Below are 23548 nucleotides of genomic sequence, written 5' to 3' on the forward strand. Positions count from 1 at the left end.
GCCGCTTCAGACCAGCTTCGGGAAGTCGAGCGTCGTGTCGTTCACGCGGTTCACGAGGTTCGTGAAGTTGATGACGCTCATCGCGAACAGCGCGTCGATCACTTGCGCTTCCGAGTAACCCGCCGCGCGCACTTCGTCGAGACGCGCCGCATCCACCGTGCCGCTGCTGCTGACGAGGTGCCGCACGAAGCGCACCAAAGCGTCACGCTTCGCGTTGCCGGTGGCTTCGCCCGCGCGGATCTGCTGGGTTTCCTGCTGCGTAAGACCGACCATCTTGCCGACCACCGTATGCGCGGCGGCACAGTAGTCACAGCCGACGAGTTCGCTGACAGCGAGCTTGATCGCTTCCACATCGGCCTTTTCGAGGCTGCTCTTCGCGAGGATCGCGTCGCCGTTGAGCGTGGCGCCGAGCGCGGCCGGGCTGTGCGTGCCGATGGTTGCATAGGCATTCGGCACACGGCCCATGGCCTTCTTGATGCCGGCGAACAGGTCGGCGGTGACGCCCGTGGCTTCGTTGACGTTGACTTGGGAAAGACGTGACATGGTGAGCTCCTGGGTTCGTTGACAAGCCATCTGGATGGCGTGAGTGAACTTTAGGCGCGCGCCGTCGCTGCGTGAATGTCCGATCGACTCGTAAAACCGCGCGATCGTCTCAAGCGTCGGAAGAGCGTCCTGGCTTGCTTCGTGCCATGATCGGGGCTTCGCCTCCGCCCGCATCGACGAAACCGCAATGGATTATCTGACGAGCCTGAAAGTGTTCTGCTCGGTGGTCGAAGCGAAGAGCTTCGCGCGCGCCGCCGACATCCTGGGCTTGTCGCCGCCCGTGGTCTCGCGCGCCATCGCGGGGCTGGAAGAGCGGCTCGGCAGCCGCCTGTTCAACCGCACCACGCGGCAGATCTCGCTGACCGAGACGGCCGAGCGCTTCTATGCCGATTGCTCGCGCCTGCTCGACGAACTCCAGGCCATGGAAGAACGCGCGTCGCACCGCGCCAGCGAGGCGACAGGCCTGTTGCGGCTGGTCGCGCATACCACGGTGATGACGAGCCGCTATACGCCGCTCGTCGCCAGCTTCAGGCGCGCGCATCCGCACGTGCGCCTCGACGTGACGCTGACCGAGCGGCCCGTCGATCTCGTCGGCGAAGGCTACGATCTGGCCATCGTGCTGCCGTTCATGCTCTCCACGGACACGGCGGTCACGCGCCTGCTCGAAACCATCCCGCTGGTGCTGGTCGCGAGTCCCGCGTATCTCGCGCGGCATCCCGCGCCGCGCCATCCGTCCGAACTGACGGATCACGAATTCGTGCCGATGTCCCCGTCGATCCGCAAGCCCGCGCTGACCTTCCGCATCGGCGGCGAGGAGCTGCGGGTGCCGCTCGGTCACGGCGTGACGTCGAACAGCGCGGTGTTCAACCGCGAGATGGTGCTGCAGGGCTTCGGCATCGGCGTGCTGCCGACGGCGCTCGTCGACCGCGACGTGGCCGAAGGCCGCCTCGTCACGCTGCTCGACGCCTATGAACGCGTCGATTCGGCCATCGAGATCCGCATTGCCTACAGCACGCGTGCGCTGTTGCCGGCCAAGGTGCGCGCGTTCGTCGAGCATGCGGTGCGTTTCTGCATCGATTCAGCGATGCTGGCCGACACCGCCCAGTCCTGACTACAGCCCCGCCCAGCCTGGCTCGGGGCGATTGTTTCCATCCGTGTCATTCACTCATGCAACCTGTGACGGTTGACGGGGTGCATATGCACATCTAGTCTTCCGGCCTATGACGGACGGCTTGATCGGTCCATTTTTCACTCTCAATCGTGCATATGCACACAAAGCTGACAATATGACGACTCCAACGACAAACATTCCCTCGGTCGCCGCGCCCGCCCTGGCGCGGCCCGCGCGGCGCATTCCGTGGATGCTGCTGGCGCTAGGTGTGGTCGGACTGGTGGTGATCGCGGCGGCGGCGTGGTGGGCGCTGGTGCTGCGCTTCCAGGAATCGACCGATGATGCCTACGTGGGCGGCGATGTCACCGTGCTGGCGCCGAAGGTGAACGGCTTCGTGACGGACGTGCTGGTGCAGGACAACCAGCCCGTCAAGGCGGGCCAGGTGCTGATCCGTCTCGATTCCCGCGACTATGACGCGCGGCTCGCGCAGGCGGACGCCGATCTGTCGGGCGCGCGCGCCGCCGTGGTCGAACTGCAGGCGAAGGACGCGCTCCAGGCCGCGGTGATCAACCAGCAGCAGGCGGAAGTCCATGCGTCGGCGGCGGAACTGACGCGCAGCGCGCAGGACCGTTCACGCTATCGCGAGCTGGTGAAGGACGACGCGGTATCGAACCAGATCGTCGAGCGCGCCGATGCGGACTACGCGAAGGCACAGGCGTCGGTGGACCGCAGCGGCGCGGCGCTGGTCGCGGCAAAGCGCCAGCTGAGCGTGATCGATGCGCAGATCGCCGACGCCGAGGCGCGCGTCGCCACTGCGGAAGCGGCACGACGGGTTGCGGCGCTGAACGTGGAGTACACGACGATCCGCGCGCCGGTCGACGGCTATGTGGGCAACCGGACGGCGCGCGTCGGCGTGCTGGCGAATGTCGGCACGTCGTTGCTGACCGTGGTGCCCGCGACGGGCCTGTGGATCGACGCGAACTTCAAGGAAGACCAGTTGAAGAAGATGCGCGCGGGCGATACGGCCGATATCGAACTCGATGCGTCGAACCTGCCGCTCAGCGGCCACGTCGAGAGCCTGGCGCCCGCGACCGGCGCGACCTTCAGCGTGCTGCCAGCCGAGAACGCGACCGGCAACTTCACGAAGATCGTGCAGCGCGTGCCGGTGCGCATCCGTCTCGACGTGCCGAAGGGCATGGAGAACGTGTTGCGTCCGGGCCTTTCCGCGACGGTGAAGGTGCATCTGCGCCAGCAGGCGAACGGCTGAGGAGCGCGCTCATGACCCGATCACCGACCCCGGCGCCGCTCGCCGACCCGTCGACCCAGCCGCTCAAGCTGCGCGCCTTCGCGTTCGCGCTGATGTGCCTCGGCTTTTTCATGGCGACGCTCGACATCCAGATCGTCGCGTCGTCGCTGAAGGACATCGGCGGCGGCTTGTCTGCGAGCCAGGATGAACTCTCGTGGGTGCAGACCTCATATCTGATCGCCGAAATCCTGGTGATCCCGATGTCCGGCTGGCTCTCGAAAGTGTTCTCCACGCGCTGGCTGTTCGCGGCATCGGCGGTGGGTTTCACGATCACCAGCATGCTGTGCGGCATGGCGTGGGACATCAACTCGATGATCCTGTTCCGCTGTCTTCAAGGCGCGCTCGGCGCCGCGATGATTCCGACCGTCTTCACGACCGCCTTCGTGCTGTTTCCGGGCAAGCAGAGACTGATTGCATCGACAACCATCGGCGCGCTGGCCTCGCTCGCTCCGGCGGTCGGTCCGGTGATCGGCGGCTGGATCACGGATCAATGGTCGTGGCACTGGCTGTTCTACCTGAACGTCGTGCCGGGTCTCGTGGTCGCGCTGCTGGTGCCGAAGTACGTGCATATCGACACGCCGGATCTCTCGCTGCTGAAGAAGGGCGATTATCTGGGCATCGCCCTGATGTCGGGCTTTCTGGGCTGCCTCGAATATGTGCTGGAAGAAGGGCCGCGCAAGAACTGGTTCGGCGACAACGTGATCATCGCGTGCACGTGGATCTCGGCGATCTGCGGTTTCCTGTTCCTCGTGCATGCCTTCACCGCCAAAGACCCCATCGTCGATCTGCGTGCGCTCGCGGTGCGCAACTTCGCGATCGGCAGCGTGCTGTCGTTCGTGACCGGCATCGGCATCTTCGTCTCGGTGTTCCTGACGCCGGTGTTCCTCGCGCGCGTGCGCGGCTTCGATTCGCTGCACACGGGTCTCGCGCTGTTGTCGGTCGGCTGTTTCCAGTTGCTGTCGATCGGCGTGTACGGCTTTGCGTCGCGCTTCATCGACATGCGAGTGTTGCTGGCCTTCGGGCTCGTCTGCTTCGGTGCGGGCTGTTACTTCTACACGCCGCTCACGCACGACTGGGGCTGGCAGCAATTCCTGCTGCCGCAGGCGCTGCGCGGCATCGGCCAGCAGTTCGCGGTGCCGCCCATCGTCACGATGGCGCTCGGTTCGCTGCCGCCGTCGCGGCTCAAGTCGGCGAGCGGCCTGTTCAACCTGATGCGCAACCTGGGCGGCGCGATCGGCATTGCGGTGAGTTCCACGATGCTCAACGACCGTCTCAATCTGCACTATCTGCGCCTCAACGAAAACGTGACGACCGGCCGCTCCGCCGTGGAAGACATGCTGTCGCGCAGTTCGTCGCATCTCGCCTCGGTGGCGGGCGACGCGCTGAACGCCTCGCAGGCGGGGCTGGCGTCGCTGCACGCGCTGGTGCTGCGCGAGGCGCTCGTGCTGACCTTCGCCGACTGCTTCTACGTGCTCGCGCTGTGTTTTCTGTTCGGCCTCGCGACCGTGCTGTTCGCCAAGCCGATAGGCGTTGCGCCGGCCTCGCCGGACGCTCATTGAATCCGGTTTCCATCCGACTCCGACCATGAAGAAACTCGTCCTCTCAACCATCGCGCTTCTGACGCTTGCTGCCTGCGCGGTGCAGCCCGCAACGCACGCCGACCTGCCCGCGACCGTCCAGGCCAGCGCGCCCGTCGACTGGAGCGTCGAGACGCCAAAAGCCGCCGCCGATCCGCTCGCCTGGTGGCAGCAGTTCGACGATCCGCTGATGCACGAACTGGTGGCGTCGGTGCTCGATGAGAACCTCGATCTGCAAGCCGCGCTCGAACGCGTGAAGCAGGCGCAGGCCATCACGACGCAGCGCCGCTCGGTGCTGCTGCCGCAACTCGACGTCAACGCCGGCGCATCCGATTCGCGTCAGAACACGCCGCCGCCGCTCGGATACGTGAGGCAGGCGGGCATCGGGCTCGCGCTGAGCTGGACGCCTGACGTGTTCGGCGGCGAGCGGCTGGAACTGCTGGCCTCGCAGGCGCAACTGGTCGGACGGCAACATGCGGCGGATCAGGTGCGGCTCGCGCTGGCGGCGAACACGGCTGCCGCATATATCGACCTGCGCTGGGCCCAGGCCGAACTCAAGATCCTGCAGGACAATCAGGCGATCCGCGAGCGCGCGCTCAGACTCACGCAGCGCCGCCTGCAATACGGCCTTTCCACCCAGCTCGATGTCGCGCGCGCGCAGAATCAACTGAGCGATCTGCTGTCGCGCATTCCGCGCACGCAGGCCACGATCCAACATCAGTTGAGCCTGATCGCGGTGTATTCGGGACGGACGCCGGAAGCGCTCGACCGCCTGATGCTCGCCGATGCCGGCACGGCGCCGCGCATTCCGGTGCCGGCGGGCGGCGCGCCGCAGCTGTTGCCGTCGGAGGCGTTGTTGCGCCGTCCCGACGTGCTGGCGGCCTACGCCACGGTTCAGCAACGCGCGGCCGAGGTGGGCGTGGCGCGGGCGGAGCGCTATCCGAAGTTCTCGCTGCGCCTGACCGATGGCCTGCTGGCGTCGTCGTATCTCGGGCTGCCGACGCTTACCGACAACCTCTTCTCAGCCGCGCTCAATGCCACCAGTCCGATCTTCAACGCGGGGCGCATCACGGCGGAGATCGGCCAGAACGAGAGCCGCATGCGCGAATCGGAACTCGATCTGCGGCAGACGATGCTTCAAGCGCTGAAGGACGTCGAGGATACGCGCAGCGATCTCGTCAGCACGACTGAATCGAGCGCGCGCCTGAACGATGCGCTCACGGCGTCCGGTCAGTCGCTGACGCTGTCGACGCAGCTGTACAAGGGCGGCGCGGCGAGCTTCCTCGACGTGCTCGACGCCCAGCAGACCTATCTGCGCGACGCCGATGCGCTCAACCAGTCGCAACGCGACCATGCGCTCGCCGCCGTGGCGTTGTACCGCGCGCTGGGCGGCGGCTGGAGCGTCACCGGCGACGACAGCACGATCCAGACAGCAAGCAGCACGACGGAGAAGGCGAAATGAGTCTGATCGAAGAAACGGCTGCGGGCCTCGATGGCCTCGCGCAAATGCGCAAGCTCATCGCGAGCGGGCGCAGGCCCGGCATCCTGGTGTCGCTGGAATTCGACTTCATCGAAGTGGAAGCGGGCCGGGCGGTATTCGCGGGCGTGCCCGGCGATCATGCGTACAACCCCATCGGCACCGTGCATGGCGGTTATGCAGCCACGCTGCTCGATTCCGCCTGCGGTTGCGCGGTGCATTCGTGCCTGACCGCGACGCAGGCCTACACGACGCTCGAACTCAAGGTGGCGTACCACAAGGCCATCACGCGCGACACCGGCGTGGTGCGCGCGGAAGGGCGCGTGCTCAGCATCGGACGGCGTGCGGCGTTCGCCGAGGCATCGCTGATGGACATGAGCGGGCGGCTGTTCGCATCGGCGACGTCGACGCTGCTGGTGATGGAACGCCAGGCTTAAAAAGCGTCACGCGTGGCGGCGCGCGTAGCGTTTCGCGGCTGCCGAAGGCAGTTCGCCGAACATGACGCGATAGTCGTTCGCGAAGCTGCTGAGATGCCAGAAGCCCCACTTGGTCGCGGCCGAAGTCACGGACGCGCCGAGCCGCAGATCGCGGCGCACGTGATTGAGGCGCACGGCCCGCAGCCAGGCGATCGGATTGAGGTTCAGCGCTTCCTGGAAGGCATATTGCAGCGTGCGTCGGCTGAGCTGCAACTGCACGCACAGCTCGGCGATGGACAGCGGACACGTGCTCGCATCCTGCAGCCGCTCCTGCACTTCGTTGACCAGCGACCAGTAACGCGTGGGACGCGTATCGGCGACAGCGGGAGACGCCGACAGCACATCGGAGACGGCATACAGCACCGTGCGTTCGAGCAGTTCGATGCGCTCGTCGGTGTCCGCCTGTTCGCCCGGCGACGATTGCGCCGCAGCCGCCAGCGTCTGCTTGAGCGGACCGCGCAGGTTGTCGGCGACACCATGGGCGTCGATGTCACCGAGGAAGCCATCGCCGCGCAGCAGGGGCGTCTGTGCGAACCGGCCGAGGTGGCGGCCGCAGCCCTGTTTCTCGCGTCCGATGAATCCAGCTTCGTCAACGGCACGCATCTGTTCGTGGACAACTGCTTCTCGGCTATCTGATTCTTCCGCTGCCGAAGGTTCAACGCACGATCATGCGAATCGAAGGTCATGCAGCAATGCGGCCTTCGATTTTTTTTGTGCTGTTGTGGCGTCCCGTCCCATCGGAATGTCGGAATTCTTCTATCAGGCCGCGCGCGACTTCGGTGAAATGCAGCGTGTGGATCAGGCACCCGAAGCAGTTCGACTTCAACTTTCATCGATACTTCACCATGTTCAATCGCGCTAGCAGCACCGTCGAAAACGTCGACCCCGAACTCTGGACGGCCATCAGCCATGAAAATCGCCGTCAGGAAGAGCACATCGAACTGATTGCGTCGGAGAATTACACGAGCCCCGCCGTCATGGAAGCGCAAGGCTCGCAGCTCACCAACAAGTATGCGGAAGGCTATCCGGGCAAGCGCTACTACGGCGGTTGCGAGTATGTGGACGTGGTGGAACAGCTGGCCATCGACCGCGTGAAGCAACTGTTCGGCGCGGAAGCCGCCAACGTGCAGCCGAACTCGGGTTCGCAAGCCAATCAGGGCGTGTTCTTCGCGATGCTCAAGCCGGGCGACACGATCATGGGCCTGAGCCTCGCACACGGCGGCCACCTGACGCACGGCTCGCCGGTGAACATGTCGGGCAAGTGGTTCAACGTCGTGAGCTATGGCCTCAACGAAGCTGAAGACATCGACTACGACGCGGCCGAGCAGCAGGCGCGCGAGCACAAGCCGAAGCTGATCGTGGCGGGCGCTTCGGCGTTTGCGCTGAAGATCGACTTCGAGCGGCTGGCGAAGATCGCGAAGAGCGTCGATGCTTATCTGATGGTGGACATGGCGCACTATGCCGGGCTGATCGCGGCGGGCGTGTATCCGAATCCGGTGCCGCATGCGGACTTCGTCACCACGACCACGCACAAGAGCCTGCGCGGCCCGCGCGGCGGCGTGATCCTGATGAAGGCCGAGTATGAGAAGCAGATCAACTCGGCGATTTTCCCGGGCATCCAGGGCGGTCCGCTGATGCACGTGATTGCCGCCAAGGCCGTTGCGTTCAAGGAAGCGCTCTCGCCGGAGTTCAAGGAGTATCAGCAGAAGGTGGTCGACAACGCCCGCGTGCTGGCGGAAACGCTGGTGAAGCGTGGCCTGCGCATCGTGTCGGGCCGTACGGAAAGCCATGTGATGCTGGTCGATCTGCGCGCCAAGAAGATCACCGGCAAGGCTGCCGAAGCGGCGCTCGGCGCGGCGCACATCACGGTCAACAAGAACGCGATCCCGAACGATCCGGAGAAGCCCTTCGTCACGAGCGGCATCCGGCTCGGTTCGCCCGCGATGACCACGCGGGGCTTCGGCGTGAAGGAGGCGGAGATCGTCGGCAACCTGATCGCCGATGTGCTCGAAAGTCCGGAGGACGCGGCCAGCCTCGAACGCGTGCGCGCTCAGGTCGCGGAGTTGACGAAGCGGTTCCCGGTTTACGGTTGAGGCCGGTTGCATCTTCCGTTGGACTGCACGACGCCGCGCTCACGCGCGGCGTCGTGCGTTCGGACGTGCTGGCTTCACACCTGCGCAAGCGCCTCGTATGCATTCTCCGGAATCTCGGCGAGTCTGGAGGGATGGACTTGTCCGCTGAGCCCATAGAACTTCTGGAAGCTCATGATGAGCGGCGACCACTTGTCCGGATCGATGCGATTGGCGTGACCTTCCATGAGCAGATCGGGATGAACGTGAACGCGCTGGATCCGCACTTCGAAGAGACTCAACGCGCCGCGCAATTCGTCACTGTCCTCGCCGATGCCATGAGCCGCCGCCAGCACGGCTTCGAGCTGGATCGGGCATTCGAGCGCGCGTGCAGCGGCGACGGTATCGGACTTCACTCGCGTCATGCCCGCGCGGCCGAACTTGTCGGGTTCATACACATAGCCCAACGCCTGCCGGAACGGTGAAACGGGATTCATGCCCGTGGTTCGCGCGATCCGGTCGACGGCGCTCACTTCTCCGCTCGACGGCAGGTTCAGCACGCATTGGCCGGTGCGCAGCAGATTTTGCGCGGTCTGCGAACTCGTCGCGATGCCGAGCGCGCCGCGCCAGCCCAGCCAGAAGGCCGACGATATCGGTGCGAGGTTATGCGTGCCGTCTTCGTTGACGGTGCTGACGAGCACGACGGGCGTGCCGAGATACAGGATGTGCGGTTCGGCGACGACGTGAGGCGCATTCATGGTTTCTTCCTCGTTGAGTGAATGTGTCCATGATGCGGATGCCGCGCGCTTCCTTCACCCCGGTTCTTGCGCCGTCATCAGTGAAGACCCGTCTTTGCCGAACACCGGCATTGCGTCGATATTCGGCCATTGGCCGCGTCCGGCGCTCGTCATCATCGTGCTCGGCGTGCTCGAATTCAACGTGCTCAGCCTGTACAGCGCGTATATGTCGACGGTCACGATCTTCAGCGGCTTTCGCAAGATGACGCGCGTCGGCAAGCTCGTGAAGTTTTCGGTGCTCGCGGTGACGGCGGCCGTGGCGACCGTGATTGCCATCGGCACGCAGTATCACTTCAACGACTACTTCGCCGACATCCTCAACGCCCAGATCTACGTGCTGGTGCCGTGGAGTTCGATCAATCTGGTGGATTACTACCTCGTGCGCCGCGGCGACTATTCGGTCACGGAGACGTACGACAGCCGGGGACGCTACGGGAAGTTCAATCTCTCGACGCTGGCGATCTACTGCCTGGGCATTGCCAGCACGCTGCCGTTCATGGACCTGTCGTTCTATCACAGCTACTTCGCGAAGATCATCGGCGCGGGTGTGAGCTTGATTCCGAGCCTGCTCGTGCCCGGCATTCTCTACTACGTGGTGAATCGGGGACTGCTGATCGAGTCCCGCGCGGTGGCGAATCAGGCGTGATGCCTTGCGGACTTGCCTCATGCATGTGGCAAGTCCGCTTCAGCTGAAGACGCTTACTTGACGCTTTCCAGCACCTTCTTCACCGTGCCGAAGATCTGCTCGATCTGCGCATCCTCGATGATGAGCGGCGGCGAGAACGCGAGAATGTCGCCCGTGTAGCGGACCAGCACGCCGGCCTCGAAGCACTTGACGAACACTTCATACGCACGCGCGCCCGGCGCGCCTTCGCGCGATTCGAGTTCGATGCCCGCCACCAGACCCAGATTGCGGATGTCCTTGACGAACGGCGCGTCGCGCAGCGCGTGGACGGCGCTCCCGAACTTCTCCGCCTTCGACGCGGCGCGCTCGAAGAGCTTGTCGCGCTGATAGAGATCGATCGTGGCGATCGCCGCCGCCGTCGCGACCGGGTGCGCCGAGTACGTATAGCCGTGGAACAGTTCGATGGCGTTGGCGGCGCCCGCATCGACGATCGCATCGTGAACCTTGCGATGCGCGGCCACTGCGCCCATCGGGATGGCCGCGTTGTTGATCGCCTTGGCCATCGTGATGAGGTCCGGCGTCACGCCGAAATATTCGGCGGCGGTGGCCTTGCCGAGACGGCCGAATCCGGTGATGACCTCGTCGAAGATCAGCAGGATGCCGTGCTTCGTGCAGATGTCGCGCAGCTTTTGCAGATAGCCCTTCGGCGGCACCAGCACGCCGGTCGAGCCCGCGAGCGGTTCGACGATCACCGCGGCGATCGTCGAGGCGTCGTGCAGTGCGACGATGCGCTCCAGTTCTTCCGCGAGATGCTCGCCCCACGCCGGCTGGCCTTTGGTGAACGCGTTGTGGGCGAGATCGTGGGTATGCGGCAGATGATCGACGGATGGCAGCAGGCCGCCCGAAAAGGTCTTGCGATTCGGCGCGATGCCGCCCACCGAAATGCCGCCGAAGCCGACGCCGTGATACCCGCGCTCCCGGCCGATCAGACGGGTGCGCTGGCCTTCGCCACGCGCGCGATGATAGGCGAGGGCCATCTTGAGCGCGGTATCGACTGACTCGGAGCCCGAGTTCGTGAAGAAGATCCGGTCGAGCCCTTCGGGCATCAGGCCGGCGACGCGGCTGGCGGCTTCGAACGCCAGCGGATGGCCCATCTGGAAGGTCGGCGCGAAGTCGAGCGTGGAGACGGCCTTCTGCACCGCCTCGACGATCTCGTCCCGGCAATGTCCCGCGTTCACGCACCACAGGCCGGCGGTGCCGTCGAGCACGTCGCGGCCGTCGGTCGAACGGTAGTACATGCCTTTCGCGCTTTCCAGCAGGCGCGGCGCGGCCTTGAACTGGCGATTGGCGGTGAAGGGCATCCAGAACGACGAAAGGTCTTCGATGACGGGGCGGGCATTCATGGCAGGTCTTCTCCGGGAAAAGGGCGGTTACGGCACTGTATTCCGCAGCCATTTTGCGCGGCATAGACAGTTGTCTCACTGCGTTGCTAACTGTGCTGGCAAAATGCTGCAAACTGTATTGGTCAGCGCGCATGGCTCGCGCTATTCTCGCCGTCATGATCGAACTCAAGCTGGAGCGTGGCTCGCGTCAGACGCCGACGCTCGTCGAACAACTGGTGCGCGCGTTCTCGCAGGCCATCGAGGAGCAGACGCTGCGCGCGGGCGCGCTGCTGCCGTCGGTGCGGCGGCTGGCGGAAGCCGAACGTATCAGCACCTTCACGGTGACGGAGGCGTATGGCCGGCTCGTGTCGATGGGCCTCGTCACCGCGCGGCGCGGTTCGGGTTATCGGGTGGCCGTGCGTGGCCGCAGCGAGCCTGTGCGCGAACGGGCTTGGCAGCCGCCGAGCCTCACGGCGACCTGGCTGCTGTCGGATGTTTTCGCGGATCATTCGGTGCCGATCAAATCCGGCTGCGGCTGGCTGCCCAATGAATGGGTCAACGAAAGCGGCCTGCAGCACGCGCTGCGCGCGGTGAGCCGCGTGCCGGCGGCGCGCATCGCCGACTACGGGCATCCGTACGGGTTCGCGCCGCTGCGCGAGCGCATCGCGGAGCAGCTCGATCGCCACGGCCTGCCGGTCGATGCCGCCACGAACGTCCTCCTGACCGCCGGCGCCACGCAGGCCCTCGACCTGATCGTGCGCACGCTGCTGCGCCCGGGCGATGCCGTGGTCGTCGAGGATCCCGGCTACTGCAACCTGCTGCAGATCCTGCAACTCGCGGGCTTGCAGGTGCATGGCGTGCCGCGCACGGTCGCGGGCATCGATACCGATGTGTTCGAGCGCGTCGTCATCGAACACCGGCCGAAAGCGGTGTTCCTCAACACCACGCTGCAGAATCCCACGGGCGCGACTTTCAGCATGGCGTCGGCCTTCCGCTTGATGCAGATTGCGGAGCGCCACGGCGTGTGGGTCGTCGAAGACGATGTGAACCGCGAACTCGCGCCGCCCGGCGCGCCGCTGCTCGCATCGATGGAAGGGCTCAACCGCGTGCTGTACGTCGGCGGGTTCGCGAAGACGATCACGCCGTCGCTGCGCTGCGGCTACGTCGTCGCGGAGCGCGAGGTGCTGCGCGAACTGGCGCGCACGAAGATGGCGGTGGGGCTGACGACCTCGGAGGCGACCGAACGGATCGTGGAAAAGGTGCTGACGGAAGGACGCTACACGCGGCACGTCGAGTTCGTCGTCGAAAAGCTGAAGGATGCGCACGTGCTGATCGAAGAGCGCATGGACGCGCTCGGCGTGGAACTGTTCCGCCGGCCGCGTGCGGGACTGTTCGTGTGGGGCGCGCTGCCGATCGATCCCGCGCGCGGCAACGCCGTCGCGACCCAGGCCTTGCAGCATGGCATCTGGCTGGCGCCGGGTTCCTACTTCCGTCCCGGCGACGCGGCAAGTCCTTGCTTCCGCTTCAACGTGCCTTATTCCGCCGATGACGCGCTGTGGACGTTCCTGGAGAAAGCGATCAGGGGTGGCTGATGAGCAGTCTCAAGCAGCCGCGTGTTGTTGCTGCATGCGGTGCGGACGGTTCTGCTTGATGCGCGCAGCCCCGAGATGCGTCCGCAGATGCTCACAGACATCCTTGCGGCGCACCGGATTGAGCGGATCGCACAGACGAATGGTGAGCGTGGCCGGGCCTTTTGGAACGGGCGTGAGTTCGGGCGCTTCCCACAGGACCACGGTGAAGGTGCCATCGGAGACCTGCACCACCTGAAACCGCGAGAGATCGATGTGGGTCAGCTCATGAGGTTCGATCGAATGATGCATGAGGTCCTCGGCGTTATCGACAGGGTCAGGCTGCGTCATGCAAACAGTGTGCCGATTTTTCGAAGGCGCATGCGTCCGTGGTTCGTGGCGCTGGGATGTGTGTAAAAGCTTCTGCAAGAGCACTGAATTGTTGACATTGGTGCTCCGGCGCAGTCAGTGACTTGCTCACGAGTTCAGTCTCGCGGCGGGCGACGCTCGCATGAAATTCGGAGGACTTGCCGGACGCGAAACGCGAATTATTGGGATCGCATTGACGTTGTGATCGGCATAAATACTCCGGTTGTATGGGCTGTATCCGGCCATTAAGCGTCATTCGCTCGTGCCGTTGACCTGACATTCAGACGTCAGCTTCCATCAGTTTCCGACCATTTGCAGGGCGCCGTTACCGCAGTAGTAGCCCACAATCAATCTGTCACCGCTTCCGGCACGGCGCGACGCGGAAGCAGCGTTGCGGTGACAGCTTTGCTTCGTTTCCCAGCGCGATGAAACTGAGCGGTATGCGCCATATTCGTCGGGGGCCCCATCTTGTCCTCCGTCGGGCTGCATGCCGACTGCCTGGTCGCAGCTGGCGGGACAGAAGCCACTAGAAAGTCATTGCAATCGGGTGTCCGTTCGTGACGACGGTAGCCGTTTCACCTAACAACCCGTCGCTGCGCGTCAACGGTGACCTCGGCACCGTTGACTCAGCGTCAACCGGTGAAAACAAGGATGGGATGCTTTCCGGCGCCCGAGCAGCTTCCTTCGTTTTAACGCAGTTCCGCGCTATTTTGATAGATTATCGCAGTGAGGTCACGGCGGCCCATTGCTCGGCATGTAGGCAATCCGTAGGGAAACATCATGACGGCTTCAGAAATTTTGCAGGAGTCGCACGTCCCAGGAACAGACGCATTGTTTTTTCTCGGGTGTTTTTCCACACGTGTCACTCTCTATTCCCAGCAGGTACGCGCGTTAAATCTGGTTGACGCGATTCTCTCGGATCCCGAACTTTCGGCCATTCTTTCAAGACACGGGCGCGTCGCCATCATCGGGGGTGGCGCCGGCGGCATGACCGCAGCTGCGGCGTTTGCCAAGTCCGGACGCCCGTTGGAGACGATACAAATATACGAGCGGAACCCTGAATTGCTTCATTTGCAGTTGGGTTGCCACGATCGCTATCTTCATCCGCTGCTTTACGATTGGCCGCGCCCGGGAGCCGATCGCACCGACGCAGAGCTTCCTCTAATGACTTGGAAGGCCGGCTCCGCTGGTTCAGTTGCCCTCGCCTTAAGAGAGGGGTTCGACTCCTGCAGAAAATACACATCCGCGCTCCGCCCCGTTATACCGGGGAAGGTGACCAAGATTCGTCCGCAAGAAGACGGATACGAGGTCCAAGTCGACGGAAAGAGCATGAGCGAGAAACCGTACGATGTAGTGCTCCTGTGCATAGGATTTGGTTATGAAGTCGGAGTTGGTATTAGAGACGCTTCGGACCCGAGAAAACGCATACGAACCACATCCTATTGGGATCCGTTTCCGATCTGCGGTCCAATAAAGAATCCCGCACCGGAACATAAGATTTTCATATCCGGGAACGGCGACGGCGGTTTAGCGGACTTTGTTTTATCGGCCTTTATTTACATGTCGCATGAAGCGCTGTGCGACTTTGTGATGTCTCATCTTAATCGCCACGGAACTGACGCTATCAAGGAAGTCCTTCTAGAAATTGACAGGATGGCATGGCAGGCCCCTGTCGGCTTCGAACTGGATATCTTTAGGGAATACGATAAACGAGTTCGCCCACTCCTATTGAAGAACAAATTATTAGTAGCCGAAGCGGCACGCAAACTCAGGCCGAATGTGAGGATATGGTTTCACACGAACGAGCGACACCTATTCAAGCGGGGGTCGGCCATCTTAAATCGATTACTTTTTTTTCTGGCCATAGTGGCTGACGAAGAAAAACAGATACATCTGTATTCGAATGTGAAGTTCGACATATTGCCAGACGAAAAGATCAGGATCGGGGATAACGAACCATTCTCGGTCGACTACAAATTTTTCCGATTTGGGCCGGACGGTCGGGACAATCTTGAACCCTTTAAAGAGTTTTCGGATAAATTGTCCGACGTCACGAAAACGCCCGCGGAATATCCACTGACGCCTAAGCTGAACTGGGCCGCTTTCGTTCGCTTCGCTCATCCCCACTACGATTTACGTAGGCACACGCCGCCTCGCGGGAACTATGCTCCCGAAATCGTATCGAGCATCACAATGGTGCCAGGGTTCAAGCGCTTCATGTGGGACGAGGCGCAGACCTATGACGGTATGGAGCGGGTGCTGCGCAGTTACGACATCGCTAAAATATCGCGTGACGCCGACCGCTATGGCGTTGATGACGATCCGTTCTTAATGCAGGTTCGGCTCCGAGCGGGAGAATATCTTGCCTCTGTCGGGCGATTGCCGGAAGGGAACGAAATCTATGCCCATGCCAAGGGAAAAAGCGACATAGTCTTGGAAAGAACACAGCTAGAGAATAAGCACGAAATAAAAACGATATTAGCACATCAGCTATACGGCCATCTGGATACTCACAAGGCTGAAATTGAGGCCGCCACGGCAGGTTTCGGGAAAGAATCGTTACCAGTTTATAAGGCGAAAATATGCAGTGCGTGCCGCATTATTGCTGCCGGATTCAACAAAGAAAATCGACTGCAAAAGAGAATCAACTACGATATAGCAGAAGACCTGCTCAACAGCATGTGGACTCCTGTTGTCTTACACGCTTCTAAAAGTGGTCCCTTTGTCGGCTGCTTGTATTTTCTTCAACGAGCAAAGCTGTGTCTTCGGTACGCAGAAATTGAATGGATTCATTCAGGAAGAATCAAGCATGCAGAACAAGCACTCCTCTTCGTCAATGACGGAAAGCGGTTCCTCGATGAAACTGCGGCCCTAGAAGGCGCCAGCGTGTTCTCCACTTACCTATTGGTATGCGAATTAATGGCAAAAGCATATCTCTGGGACGCAAGCGAACCAAAGCTCAATGAATTGCGTAGGTTGGTCGTTAAGGCAGTGGAACTGCTCCCACGACAAGTTGCAATGTGTCACTTCACTGCTCAGGAAATGGAAAAGGCAACGGGAGTCCGAATAGGGCCTCGAGCGCTTCTCAGCGATGAAGGGGGATGATTTAAATGCGAGACCTCATCTTGACGCGCTGCAGCCTCGGCTGCTTTTTGGCAGCGGGTTGTGGTTGGAAAAGCATCGAGTAAAGTACCGGCGAACTTCGGGGGGGGGGGCGCACATCGGTTAGTTGGTGAGCGTTGGGGATCTCGTGATCTGCATAGTGGCGTTCCATCCGCGTCCAGCTTGGGTCGCTGCCCCAACCACCGCACGTCGCTCACCTCCCTTGACAGATAGGGCGGCGCCGTTCGTCAACAGTCGTTCGCCGTTTCGCTTGCCCTCACCCGTCCGGAGCAACAGACGGGCGAAAAGCGGAACGGCTGACAACACCAAATACGCAACAGCCGAACCGTGTTGTCCTAGTGTCGGTTGTAGTTGGGAAGCGGCCGTCGCCAGCGCGGTGGTCCCGGTGGCGGCTCAGGGTCGGTGACGGACAACCCCGTCGGCCTTTTCTAACTTTGGAAGTGTGGTCAGTGCTGTGTGGCAGGCTGCTTTCGCCCACGGTCCCAGACCTTGACAGCCGCCCGCTGCAACGCACCGTTCCGCCTAAGTCCGAGCTGTCTCACGATTCCTGTCTTTCGAGTCTCGCCAAAACCGCCCAGTCTCACTGATTCCGTCTCCCGGCACTTCCTCGCTTGCCTGTGCAGAATCGCTGAATGTGCGTATCAACACATCTCGATGCGATTCCTCACGCGCAAGCATCCTCACTTCGCCGATGCTGCCGTCTTCCTGCCGGACTTCTTCGCGGCGGGCTTCGGCGTCTGCTTCTTCGCGGGCGGCTTCGGCGTGGGCTTCGGCTTAGGCTTCGATTTCGCTGCGGGCTTCGCCTTCGACTTCACTGCGATCTCCACCCCCTCCGCATCAATCAAAAACCGGCTGCGGTCCTTCACATTGGAGATCCACGCAGGCGGCCGCGCCCAGCCGCTCCAGGTCTCGCCGGTCTCCGGATTGCGATACTTCGCCGGCAGCTTGCCCTTTTTCGCGGCCCGGTTCACCGCTTCGTGCCGCTTCGAGGGCGCGGGAATCGCGACATTCGGCTTGGCCGCGCGCTTCGCCTTCCTGCGATGCCGTTCGATGTCGCCCGTCGTCAGTCCATGGCGCTCCATCATCGCGCGGATGTCGTCGAGCACGGCCTGCGCGTGGTCCGCAATCAGGCTCTCCGCGCGTTCCTGCAACTTCCTGAGCCGTGCCTGAATCTGCTTGAGCGTTGCCATCGACCTCTCCTTGTTATTGAAGAAAGCGCTAGTCCGCGCCGCTTCGCGTTTCGTCGACGAACTTCTCGGTCGCGTCATCGATGCGCCGCGACTTGCGCCCCATCGGTCCGTGCACGTAGACGGCGTTGACGTTCGCGACCGCGTCGGGCGGGGGCGGCGGCGTCATTGGGTAACGCACCGTGCGCGCGTGATCGCCCAGTTGCAGGCGCGGATCGAACACCGAGTTGAAGCGCCACAGCATGCGGATGAAATTCGTCTGACCCTGCATCAGCAAGTGCACGGCCTGGCCCGCCGCGCCGCGCAAGGCCGCCCAGCCCATGTGCTTGCGATTGAGCACCTGCTGCGTGCGCACGAGTTCCGCGTAGAACTCGGGCAAGGGCAGACGCGTGGGCAGCACGGCGTGCTGGATGTCGTAGAGGCGATAGTCGAGACTCGTCAGCCGGCGCTGTTCGCGCAGCCAGATCTCTGTGCCGGGATAAGGCGTATTGACGCTGATGTTCACGATCTCCGGAATCTCCAGGCACCATTGACGCACGGCCTCGAAGCGTTCGCGCGTCCAGTCGGGATCGGCGATGAGATTGATCGCGACCGTGATCCCGAGCGACCGCGCGAACTCCAGCGCCTCAAAATTCTTGTCGAGCGTGATGCGCTTGCGAAACGCTTTCAGCCCTTCGGCGTCGATCGCCTCCATGCCGATGAACATGTACTGCAAGCCGAGCGTGCGCCAGAAACTGAAGACTTCCTGGTTGCGCAAAAGCACGTCGCCGCGGGTTTCGAGGTAATACTGCTTGCGGATGCCGCGTTGCTGGATCGCGCGGCCGATCTCCATGCCGTGCTCGGCGTGCACGAAGGCAACGTCGTCGACGATGAACACGCCCGGCTCGCGGATCGACGCCAGTTCATCGGCGATCACCTGCGGACTGCGCGCGCGATAGCTGCGCCCATAGAAGGTCCACGCGCTGCAAAACGTGCAGTCCCACGGGCAGCCGCGCGCGAATTCGATCGACGCACACGGATCCAGCGTGCCGATGAAATACTTGCGCCGATGCCGCAGCAGGTCGCGCGCGGGCAGCAGATCATCGAGACTGTCGACGAAGCGCGGCGGCGGCCCCGCGCCTTCGCTCGTCACCGCGCCGGGCACGTCGAGCAGGGAAGCGCCGCTCGCGAACGCGTGCAGCAAGGCATTCACCGAGGCCTCGCCTTCGCCTTTCAGCACGCAGTCGATCGCGCCTTGCGCGTGGCGCAGCAGATCCGCCGCCGTGAACGATGCACTATGGCCGCCGACGAACACGAAGCACCCCGGCAAAACGTCGCGGACGGCGCGGGCGAGATCGATGATTTCCGGAATATTGGCGAGATAGTTGCCCGAGAAACACAGCGCATCAGGACGCCAGTCGCGGATCAGACGGTCGAGGTCGCGATGCGTTTCGACCTGCAGGTCGATCAGGCGCACATCGTGTCCGGCGCGGCGCACGGCGGCCGCGACGGTTTCGAGCCCGAGCGGTTCGAGGCGGAGGAATACGCGGGTGTACATCAGCCCGCTGGGATGAACGGCAAGCACCTTCATGGACTCTCCTTGCGAGAGTGAGCGGCGCTGGCCCGCCGGCCGCTCCGGTCATGTCAGATCATGCGGATCGGATCTCCATTCGTGCGAGGCCTCGTTCAGTGCGGCATTTCAGTGCGGCATTTCAGTGCGGTATTTCAGTGCCGATGCGAGGTCGTGTTCATTCTACTGGCGACGTACGCGGGATGCCGGCAGGGTGCGCGGCGGATGCGTCGAAGGCTACTGACGCACGGCGAGGAAGGCGGCGGTTTCGTAAGGCACGGTGACTTCGCTTTTACCGCGCAAGTCCGGTTCATCGTCGATCAACTGCCGCACCGCGCGCTCGATGTCCTCGCGCTCCGCCTCAGCCAGCGCCGCGATGAAACTCGTGGAGCGCACGCGATTCAGGATCACGTCTTCCGGCGCGCCCGTGTGGCCGATGCCGAAGTGCGTTTCGACGAGCGGCCCGAAACCCGCATGCGGAAATGCGCTGCGCCAGGCGCCGGTGTAGTAGCGCGGGGTGTCGCCTTCGTAGCGGTTGACGATGGCGTCCAGCTTCGCGACCCACGGCACGCGGGCATCGCGCATATTCCAGACGAGGCCGAGCCTGCCACCCGGCTTGAGCACGCGACGGATTTCGTCGAGCGCCGCGCGGCCGGCGAACCAGTGGAACGACTGGGCGCACACGACGGCATCCACCGAGGCGTCGGCAAGCGGAATGGACTGCGCGGTGCCCGCCAGCGCCTTCACCTCGGGCAACGCGGCGGACAGCTTCGCGCGCATCGAATCGACCGGCTCGACCGCGAAAACCTGCGCGCCGGTCTGCACGAGCCGCGGCGTGAACTTGCCGGTGCCCGCGCCCAGATCGACGACGCTCGCGCCCGGCCCGAGCCCAAGCTGTTCAGTAAGCCAGCCCGCGAGCGCGGGCGGATAGTCGGGCCGTCCGCGCACATAGCTGTCCGCGTGGGCCGTATAGCCGACCGCCGCCGCGCGGTGGACGTTCGAGGAAGCGGATGCGGGCGGCTGCGTCATGATGATTACTCGCCGTAGATGTCGAAGTCGAAATACTTCTGCTCGATGCGCTTGTACGTGCCGTCCTTGATCATCGCGGCGATGGCGCCGTCGAGTTTTTCCTTCAGATCGGTGTCTTCCTTGCGCAGGCCGATGGCCGTGCCGGGCCCGAAGATCGCGCTGTCTTCCAGCGCGCCGCCCGCGAAGCCATAGGGCTTGCCGCGCGGCGTATCGAGGAAGCCGCGCTCGGCCTGCACGGCGTTCTGCAGCGAGGCGTCGATACGGCCGGCCAGCAGATCCTGGTAGACCTGGTCCTGATCGGCATACGACACCACCTTCACGCCCTGCGCGCCCCAGTGGACCTTCGCATAGGTTTCCTGCATCGAACCCTGCTCGACGCCGACGGTCTTGCCCGCGAGCGCTTCGGCGGTCGGCTGAATGGACGAGGCGCGCTTCGCCACGAGGCGCGTGGGCACGTGAAAGAGCTTGCTCGAGAAGGCGATCTGCTTGACGCGCGCGGGCGTCATCGACATGGTGGACAGGACGCCGTCGAACTTGCGGGCCTTGAGGCCGGGGATCATGCCGTCGAAGGCGTTTTCCACCCACACGCACTTCGCGTTGAGGCGGCGGCACAGTTCATTGCCGACATCGATATCGAAGCCGACCAGCGAGCCGTCCGGCGCTTTCGATTCGAAAGGCGGATAGCTTGCGTCGACGCCAAAGCGGATCGTCGACCATTCCTTCGCATGCGCGCCGATCGATACCGTCAGCATCGAACCCAACAACACCGTCAACAGCCTCTTCACGATAGTCCCTTGTTTTCTTGAGTGATTGAACTTGGGCGGCGGGCGCCCCCAGGGACGATTATAGAGAGTCGCTTCCAGACGCGAAAACGGCCGCGAAGATTGCGGCCGTTCTTGCCCGGCTTGCCGGTGTTTCAGCTTGCGCGCACTTCGACGCGACGCGGACGCGCCTGTTCACGGCGCGGAATGGTGAGCTTCAGCACGCCATGGCTGAGATTGGCGTCGATCTTCGTGGTGTCGAAGTCGTCGCTCACCGTGAACGCGCGGACGAAACGCGGCGCGCGCAGTTCGGTGTGATGCGCACGGACCGCGCCTTGCACCGGCAAGTCCGCTTCGGCTTCGATGGTGAGGCGCGCGTCATGAACCTTCACATCGAGCTTGTCGCGCGGCACGCCGGGCAGGTCGGCATAGACGGTAATGCCCTGGCTGTCCTCGATGATGTCGACGGCGGGCGTCACGGTGGCGCGGCGCACGGCGTCCACGGTCTGCGGTGCGACGCGGGCGGCGGTTTGCGGCGTGGCTTGCGGCGTGGCTTGCGGCGTTGCTTGCGTTGCGCTTTGCGGGGTATCGATCATGATGGGCTCCCTCTTACTGAATGGTGATGGCGCGCGGCTTCGAGGCCTCGCGCTTGCCGATGGTGATGAACAGCGTGCCGTTCTCATAGCGCGCTTCGACCTTGTCGCTGTCCGCGTTCTGCGGCAGTTCGATCACGCGGCGGAAGCTGCCCTTGAAGCGTTCTTTCGCATAAGTGCGCGAGCCTTCGGTGGCTGCCGGCGCGCGCCGTTCGCCGCTGATGGTGAGCGTGCCCTTGTCGACGGTGACATCGAGCGATGCAGGCTCGACGCCTGGCGCGAACGCGACGATCTGGATGGCCTCGTCGGTGCTGCCGATGTTCAGTTGCGGAAAGCTGTCGGCGCGGCTCGAACGAATGCTCGAAGGCACGTTGCCGAACAGCGAGGACACCTGCCGTTGCACGCGATCCAGTTCCGAGAACAGGTCGCCGCCAAAATAAAAGTCACTCATGGTCCAGTCTCCAGGGTTGCGGCCATGCGGCCGGCAGCAGGAAGTTGAAACGGCAGCGTGTCGGTTCGCCGCCTCTGGATCCAAGGTAGGTGCGCAGGCTATCGTTTCAATACCCTCCAACAGGGCTTCAAGCAGACTATATTTTTGCCGCGCGTCTCTTGAAACAGCGGCGCGAGCCCCTAGAGCGCAGCCTTCTGCTACCGCTCGAAACGCCGCAACTGCTGCTGTTTTTTGCGGGCGGCAACGCTCATCATCGGGACATGAACGACGCATGTCCCCTGAAGGAGCCGCTCGTGAACCTCTTGAAGATGATCCGCATCGTGCTGTGGAGCTTTTTCGGCGTGCGCAGGCGCGCGTCGCACAACGCCGATTTCGCGCAGGTCAAGGTGTCGCTGCTGCCGTTCATCGCCGTCGCGCTGGCGGGCGCGTTCGGCGCCACGCTGCTGATCGTGGCCCGGCTCGCGACGGGCATCGCGCATTGAATGTGCAGCGGCGCCGGGTTCCGCTCTTACAATGGCGAACGATCGATAGCCAGCGAAGAGAGGAATCAGCACCATGAAAACAGGCATCTACGGCGCGGGCGCCATCGGCGGCTGGCTCGGCGTCAAGCTCGCGCAGGCGGGCTGCGACGTCAGCGTGGTCGCGCGCGGCGCGACGCTCGAGGCGCTGCGGCAGGACGGGCTGCGGCTCGTCGAACAGGACGCGACCCATACCGTGAAGGTCGCGGCGAGCGCCGACCCGGCGGACCTCGGCGTGCAGGACCTGGTCATCGTGGCCGTCAAGGCCCCGGCGATGGAATCGGTCGCCGCGCACATCGCGCCGCTCATCGGACCCGACACGATCGTCCTGACCGCGATGAACGGCGTGCCCTGGTGGTTCTGCGACGGGCTGCCCGCGCCCTTCACCGGCAAGCAACTGTCGTCGGTGGATCCGCACGGCAGCATCGGCGCCGCAATCCCGGCTGCGCAAACGGTCGGCTGCGTGGTCCATGCGAGCTGTTACGTCGAGACGCCGGGCGTCATCCGCCATCATCACGGGCGTGGACTGATCATCGGCGAAGTGGCGGGCGGACCGGCCGCGCGCACCGAGGCGCTCGTCTCGCTGTTCGCCAAGGCGGGCTTCGACGCCACGCTCTCGCCGCTGATCCAGCGCGATGTCTGGTTCAAGCTGTGGGGCAACATGACAATGAATCCCATCAGCGCGATCACCGGCGCCACCACGGACCGCATCCTCGCCGACGATCTGGTGCGCGGCTTCGTCACCGGAGTCATGCTGGAGGCGAAGGAGATCGGCGCGCGCTTCGGCATTCCGATCGAGCAGGCGCCCGAAGACCGTCACGCCGTCACGCGCAGGCTCGGCGCGATGCGCACCTCGATGCTGCAGGACGTGCAGGCGGGCAAGGCGGTGGAACTCGACGCGCTGGTGGCCTCCGTGCGCGAACTCGGCGCCATGACGGGCGTGCCGACGCCCTTCACCGATGCGCTGCTCGGACTGGCGCGGCTGCATGCGCGCACGCTGGGGCTCTATCCGGATGCGTGAGCGCGGAACAGCGTCG

At 63.5% G+C, this 23548-nt stretch carries 22 protein-coding genes and 1 pseudogene; 12 read left to right on the top strand and 11 right to left on the bottom strand.

Going from position 1 to position 23548, the window contains the following annotated elements:
- Nucleotides 1–6: 6 nt before the first annotated feature.
- A complete protein-coding gene (locus tag QCE69_RS29780; RefSeq protein ID WP_309925904.1) occupies nucleotides 7–543 on the bottom strand; it encodes a carboxymuconolactone decarboxylase family protein in 537 nt (178 codons plus the stop codon).
- Nucleotides 544–730: 187 nt separating this feature from the next.
- Here QCE69_RS29780 and QCE69_RS29785 point away from each other — a divergent pair, with 187 nt between their 5' ends.
- From QCE69_RS29785 to QCE69_RS29805, 5 genes are all read left to right on the top strand, one after another.
- Complete coding sequence (locus QCE69_RS29785) at nucleotides 731–1654, top strand: LysR substrate-binding domain-containing protein (RefSeq protein WP_309925906.1); 924 nt, start codon at nucleotides 731–733, stop codon at nucleotides 1652–1654.
- 175 nt (nucleotides 1655–1829) lie between these two features.
- Nucleotides 1830–2921, top strand: a complete 1092-nt coding sequence (locus tag QCE69_RS29790; RefSeq protein WP_309934533.1) for an HlyD family secretion protein — start codon at nucleotides 1830–1832, stop codon at nucleotides 2919–2921.
- Between the two features lie 11 nt (nucleotides 2922–2932).
- Nucleotides 2933–4519 (top strand): DHA2 family efflux MFS transporter permease subunit, encoded by a 1587-nt coding sequence (locus QCE69_RS29795; RefSeq protein ID WP_309934534.1) that lies wholly within the window; start codon nucleotides 2933–2935, stop codon nucleotides 4517–4519.
- 25 nt (nucleotides 4520–4544) lie between these two features.
- Nucleotides 4545–5999: an efflux transporter outer membrane subunit gene (locus tag QCE69_RS29800; RefSeq protein ID WP_309934536.1), complete on the top strand. Its 1455-nt coding sequence runs from the start codon at nucleotides 4545–4547 to the stop codon at nucleotides 5997–5999.
- Entirely contained in the window at nucleotides 5996–6451 is a 456-nt protein-coding gene (locus QCE69_RS29805) for a PaaI family thioesterase (RefSeq protein WP_309925913.1), read from the top strand. The genes QCE69_RS29800 and QCE69_RS29805 overlap by 4 nt, the downstream gene beginning before the upstream one ends.
- 6 nt (nucleotides 6452–6457) lie before the next feature.
- Here QCE69_RS29805 and QCE69_RS29810 read toward each other — a convergent pair whose 3' ends face one another.
- Nucleotides 6458–6853, bottom strand: coding sequence for a helix-turn-helix domain-containing protein (locus QCE69_RS29810; RefSeq protein ID WP_309934538.1), 396 nt, complete (start codon nucleotides 6851–6853; stop codon nucleotides 6458–6460).
- Nucleotides 6854–7024: 171 nt separating this feature from the next.
- Here QCE69_RS29810 and QCE69_RS29815 point away from each other — a divergent pair.
- A pseudogene (locus tag QCE69_RS29815) lies at nucleotides 7025–7126 on the top strand (SDR family oxidoreductase); the annotation flags it as partial.
- 209 nt (nucleotides 7127–7335) lie between these two features.
- The gene (glyA, locus tag QCE69_RS29820) at nucleotides 7336–8583 is read left to right on the top strand and encodes a serine hydroxymethyltransferase (protein WP_309934540.1); all 1248 of its coding nucleotides are present in this window, start codon (nucleotides 7336–7338) and stop codon (nucleotides 8581–8583) included.
- Between the two features lie 74 nt (nucleotides 8584–8657).
- Here the strand turns inward: glyA and QCE69_RS29825 are convergent, their stop codons facing one another.
- The gene (locus QCE69_RS29825) at nucleotides 8658–9317 is read right to left on the bottom strand and encodes a flavin reductase family protein (RefSeq protein WP_309934542.1); all 660 of its coding nucleotides are present in this window, start codon (nucleotides 9315–9317) and stop codon (nucleotides 8658–8660) included.
- A 94-nt stretch (nucleotides 9318–9411) separates the two neighbouring features.
- On the opposite strand from QCE69_RS29825, the gene QCE69_RS29830 reads away from it, so the two are divergent.
- On the top strand, nucleotides 9412–10002 hold the full coding sequence (locus QCE69_RS29830) for a cytosine permease (protein ID WP_309934543.1): 591 nt from the start codon (nucleotides 9412–9414) through the stop codon (nucleotides 10000–10002).
- A 53-nt stretch (nucleotides 10003–10055) separates the two neighbouring features.
- Here QCE69_RS29830 and QCE69_RS29835 read toward each other — a convergent pair whose 3' ends face one another.
- The gene (locus QCE69_RS29835) at nucleotides 10056–11384 is read right to left on the bottom strand and encodes an aspartate aminotransferase family protein (RefSeq protein WP_309934545.1); all 1329 of its coding nucleotides are present in this window, start codon (nucleotides 11382–11384) and stop codon (nucleotides 10056–10058) included.
- A 155-nt stretch (nucleotides 11385–11539) separates the two neighbouring features.
- Here QCE69_RS29835 and QCE69_RS29840 point away from each other — a divergent pair, with 155 nt between their 5' ends.
- On the top strand, nucleotides 11540–12955 hold the full coding sequence (locus QCE69_RS29840; RefSeq protein WP_309927493.1) for a PLP-dependent aminotransferase family protein: 1416 nt from the start codon (nucleotides 11540–11542) through the stop codon (nucleotides 12953–12955).
- A gap of 9 nt (nucleotides 12956–12964) precedes the next feature.
- On the opposite strand, the gene QCE69_RS29845 is transcribed toward QCE69_RS29840, so the two are convergent.
- Entirely contained in the window at nucleotides 12965–13243 is a 279-nt protein-coding gene (locus QCE69_RS29845; RefSeq protein ID WP_309934546.1) for a hypothetical protein, read from the bottom strand.
- Nucleotides 13244–14080: 837 nt separating this feature from the next.
- Here QCE69_RS29845 and QCE69_RS29850 point away from each other — a divergent pair.
- Nucleotides 14081–16405: a hypothetical protein gene (locus QCE69_RS29850; RefSeq protein ID WP_309934547.1), complete on the top strand. Its 2325-nt coding sequence runs from the start codon at nucleotides 14081–14083 to the stop codon at nucleotides 16403–16405.
- A 698-nt stretch (nucleotides 16406–17103) separates the two neighbouring features.
- Here QCE69_RS29850 and QCE69_RS29855 read toward each other — a convergent pair.
- From QCE69_RS29855 to QCE69_RS29880, 6 genes are all read right to left on the bottom strand, one after another.
- A complete protein-coding gene (locus QCE69_RS29855) occupies nucleotides 17104–17613 on the bottom strand; it encodes an H-NS histone family protein (RefSeq protein WP_309934548.1) in 510 nt (169 codons plus the stop codon).
- Nucleotides 17614–17641: 28 nt separating this feature from the next.
- The gene (hpnR, locus tag QCE69_RS29860) at nucleotides 17642–19180 is read right to left on the bottom strand and encodes a hopanoid C-3 methylase HpnR (protein WP_309934550.1); all 1539 of its coding nucleotides are present in this window, start codon (nucleotides 19178–19180) and stop codon (nucleotides 17642–17644) included.
- Nucleotides 19181–19396: 216 nt separating this feature from the next.
- Nucleotides 19397–20188 (bottom strand): methyltransferase domain-containing protein, encoded by a 792-nt coding sequence (locus tag QCE69_RS29865; RefSeq protein WP_309934552.1) that lies wholly within the window; start codon nucleotides 20186–20188, stop codon nucleotides 19397–19399.
- Nucleotides 20189–20193: 5 nt separating this feature from the next.
- Nucleotides 20194–20973 (bottom strand): ABC transporter substrate-binding protein, encoded by a 780-nt coding sequence (locus QCE69_RS29870; protein WP_309819672.1) that lies wholly within the window; start codon nucleotides 20971–20973, stop codon nucleotides 20194–20196.
- Nucleotides 20974–21104: 131 nt separating this feature from the next.
- On the bottom strand, nucleotides 21105–21545 hold the full coding sequence (locus QCE69_RS29875; RefSeq protein WP_309934553.1) for an Hsp20/alpha crystallin family protein: 441 nt from the start codon (nucleotides 21543–21545) through the stop codon (nucleotides 21105–21107).
- A 13-nt stretch (nucleotides 21546–21558) separates the two neighbouring features.
- Nucleotides 21559–21993, bottom strand: coding sequence for an Hsp20/alpha crystallin family protein (locus QCE69_RS29880; RefSeq protein ID WP_309925933.1), 435 nt, complete (start codon nucleotides 21991–21993; stop codon nucleotides 21559–21561).
- Between the two features lie 293 nt (nucleotides 21994–22286).
- Here QCE69_RS29880 and QCE69_RS29885 point away from each other — a divergent pair, with 293 nt between their 5' ends.
- Together QCE69_RS29885 and QCE69_RS29890 are read left to right on the top strand one after the other, a co-directional pair.
- Complete coding sequence (locus tag QCE69_RS29885) at nucleotides 22287–22475, top strand: DUF2970 domain-containing protein (RefSeq protein WP_309839291.1); 189 nt, start codon at nucleotides 22287–22289, stop codon at nucleotides 22473–22475.
- 73 nt (nucleotides 22476–22548) lie between these two features.
- Nucleotides 22549–23532, top strand: a complete 984-nt coding sequence (locus QCE69_RS29890) for a 2-dehydropantoate 2-reductase (RefSeq protein ID WP_309819678.1) — start codon at nucleotides 22549–22551, stop codon at nucleotides 23530–23532.
- The last annotated feature ends 16 nt before the right edge of the window (nucleotides 23533–23548 follow it).

This window comes from Caballeronia sp. LZ032, from assembly GCF_031451315.1.
GTDB lineage: Bacteria > Pseudomonadota > Gammaproteobacteria > Burkholderiales > Burkholderiaceae > Caballeronia.

Coding starts and splice junctions, on each gene's coding strand:
- QCE69_RS29780 (WP_309925904.1), bottom strand. CDS start 543: ATGTCACGTCTTTCCCAAGTCAACGTCAACGAAGCCACGGGCGTCACC.
- QCE69_RS29785 (WP_309925906.1), top strand. CDS start 731: ATGGATTATCTGACGAGCCTGAAAGTGTTCTGCTCGGTGGTCGAAGCG.
- QCE69_RS29790 (WP_309934533.1), top strand. CDS start 1,830: ATGACGACTCCAACGACAAACATTCCCTCGGTCGCCGCGCCCGCCCTG.
- QCE69_RS29795 (WP_309934534.1), top strand. CDS start 2,933: ATGACCCGATCACCGACCCCGGCGCCGCTCGCCGACCCGTCGACCCAG.
- QCE69_RS29800 (WP_309934536.1), top strand. CDS start 4,545: ATGAAGAAACTCGTCCTCTCAACCATCGCGCTTCTGACGCTTGCTGCC.
- QCE69_RS29805 (WP_309925913.1), top strand. CDS start 5,996: ATGAGTCTGATCGAAGAAACGGCTGCGGGCCTCGATGGCCTCGCGCAA.
- glyA (WP_309934540.1), top strand. CDS start 7,336: ATGTTCAATCGCGCTAGCAGCACCGTCGAAAACGTCGACCCCGAACTC.
- QCE69_RS29825 (WP_309934542.1), bottom strand. CDS start 9,317: ATGAATGCGCCTCACGTCGTCGCCGAACCGCACATCCTGTATCTCGGC.
- QCE69_RS29835 (WP_309934545.1), bottom strand. CDS start 11,384: ATGAATGCCCGCCCCGTCATCGAAGACCTTTCGTCGTTCTGGATGCCC.
- QCE69_RS29840 (WP_309927493.1), top strand. CDS start 11,540: ATGATCGAACTCAAGCTGGAGCGTGGCTCGCGTCAGACGCCGACGCTC.
- QCE69_RS29845 (WP_309934546.1), bottom strand. CDS start 13,243: ATGCATCATTCGATCGAACCTCATGAGCTGACCCACATCGATCTCTCG.
- QCE69_RS29850 (WP_309934547.1), top strand. CDS start 14,081: ATGACGGCTTCAGAAATTTTGCAGGAGTCGCACGTCCCAGGAACAGAC.
- QCE69_RS29855 (WP_309934548.1), bottom strand. CDS start 17,613: ATGGCAACGCTCAAGCAGATTCAGGCACGGCTCAGGAAGTTGCAGGAA.
- hpnR (WP_309934550.1), bottom strand. CDS start 19,180: ATGAAGGTGCTTGCCGTTCATCCCAGCGGGCTGATGTACACCCGCGTA.
- QCE69_RS29865 (WP_309934552.1), bottom strand. CDS start 20,188: ATGACGCAGCCGCCCGCATCCGCTTCCTCGAACGTCCACCGCGCGGCG.
- QCE69_RS29875 (WP_309934553.1), bottom strand. CDS start 21,545: ATGATCGATACCCCGCAAAGCGCAACGCAAGCAACGCCGCAAGCCACG.
- QCE69_RS29880 (WP_309925933.1), bottom strand. CDS start 21,993: ATGAGTGACTTTTATTTTGGCGGCGACCTGTTCTCGGAACTGGATCGC.
- QCE69_RS29890 (WP_309819678.1), top strand. CDS start 22,549: ATGAAAACAGGCATCTACGGCGCGGGCGCCATCGGCGGCTGGCTCGGC.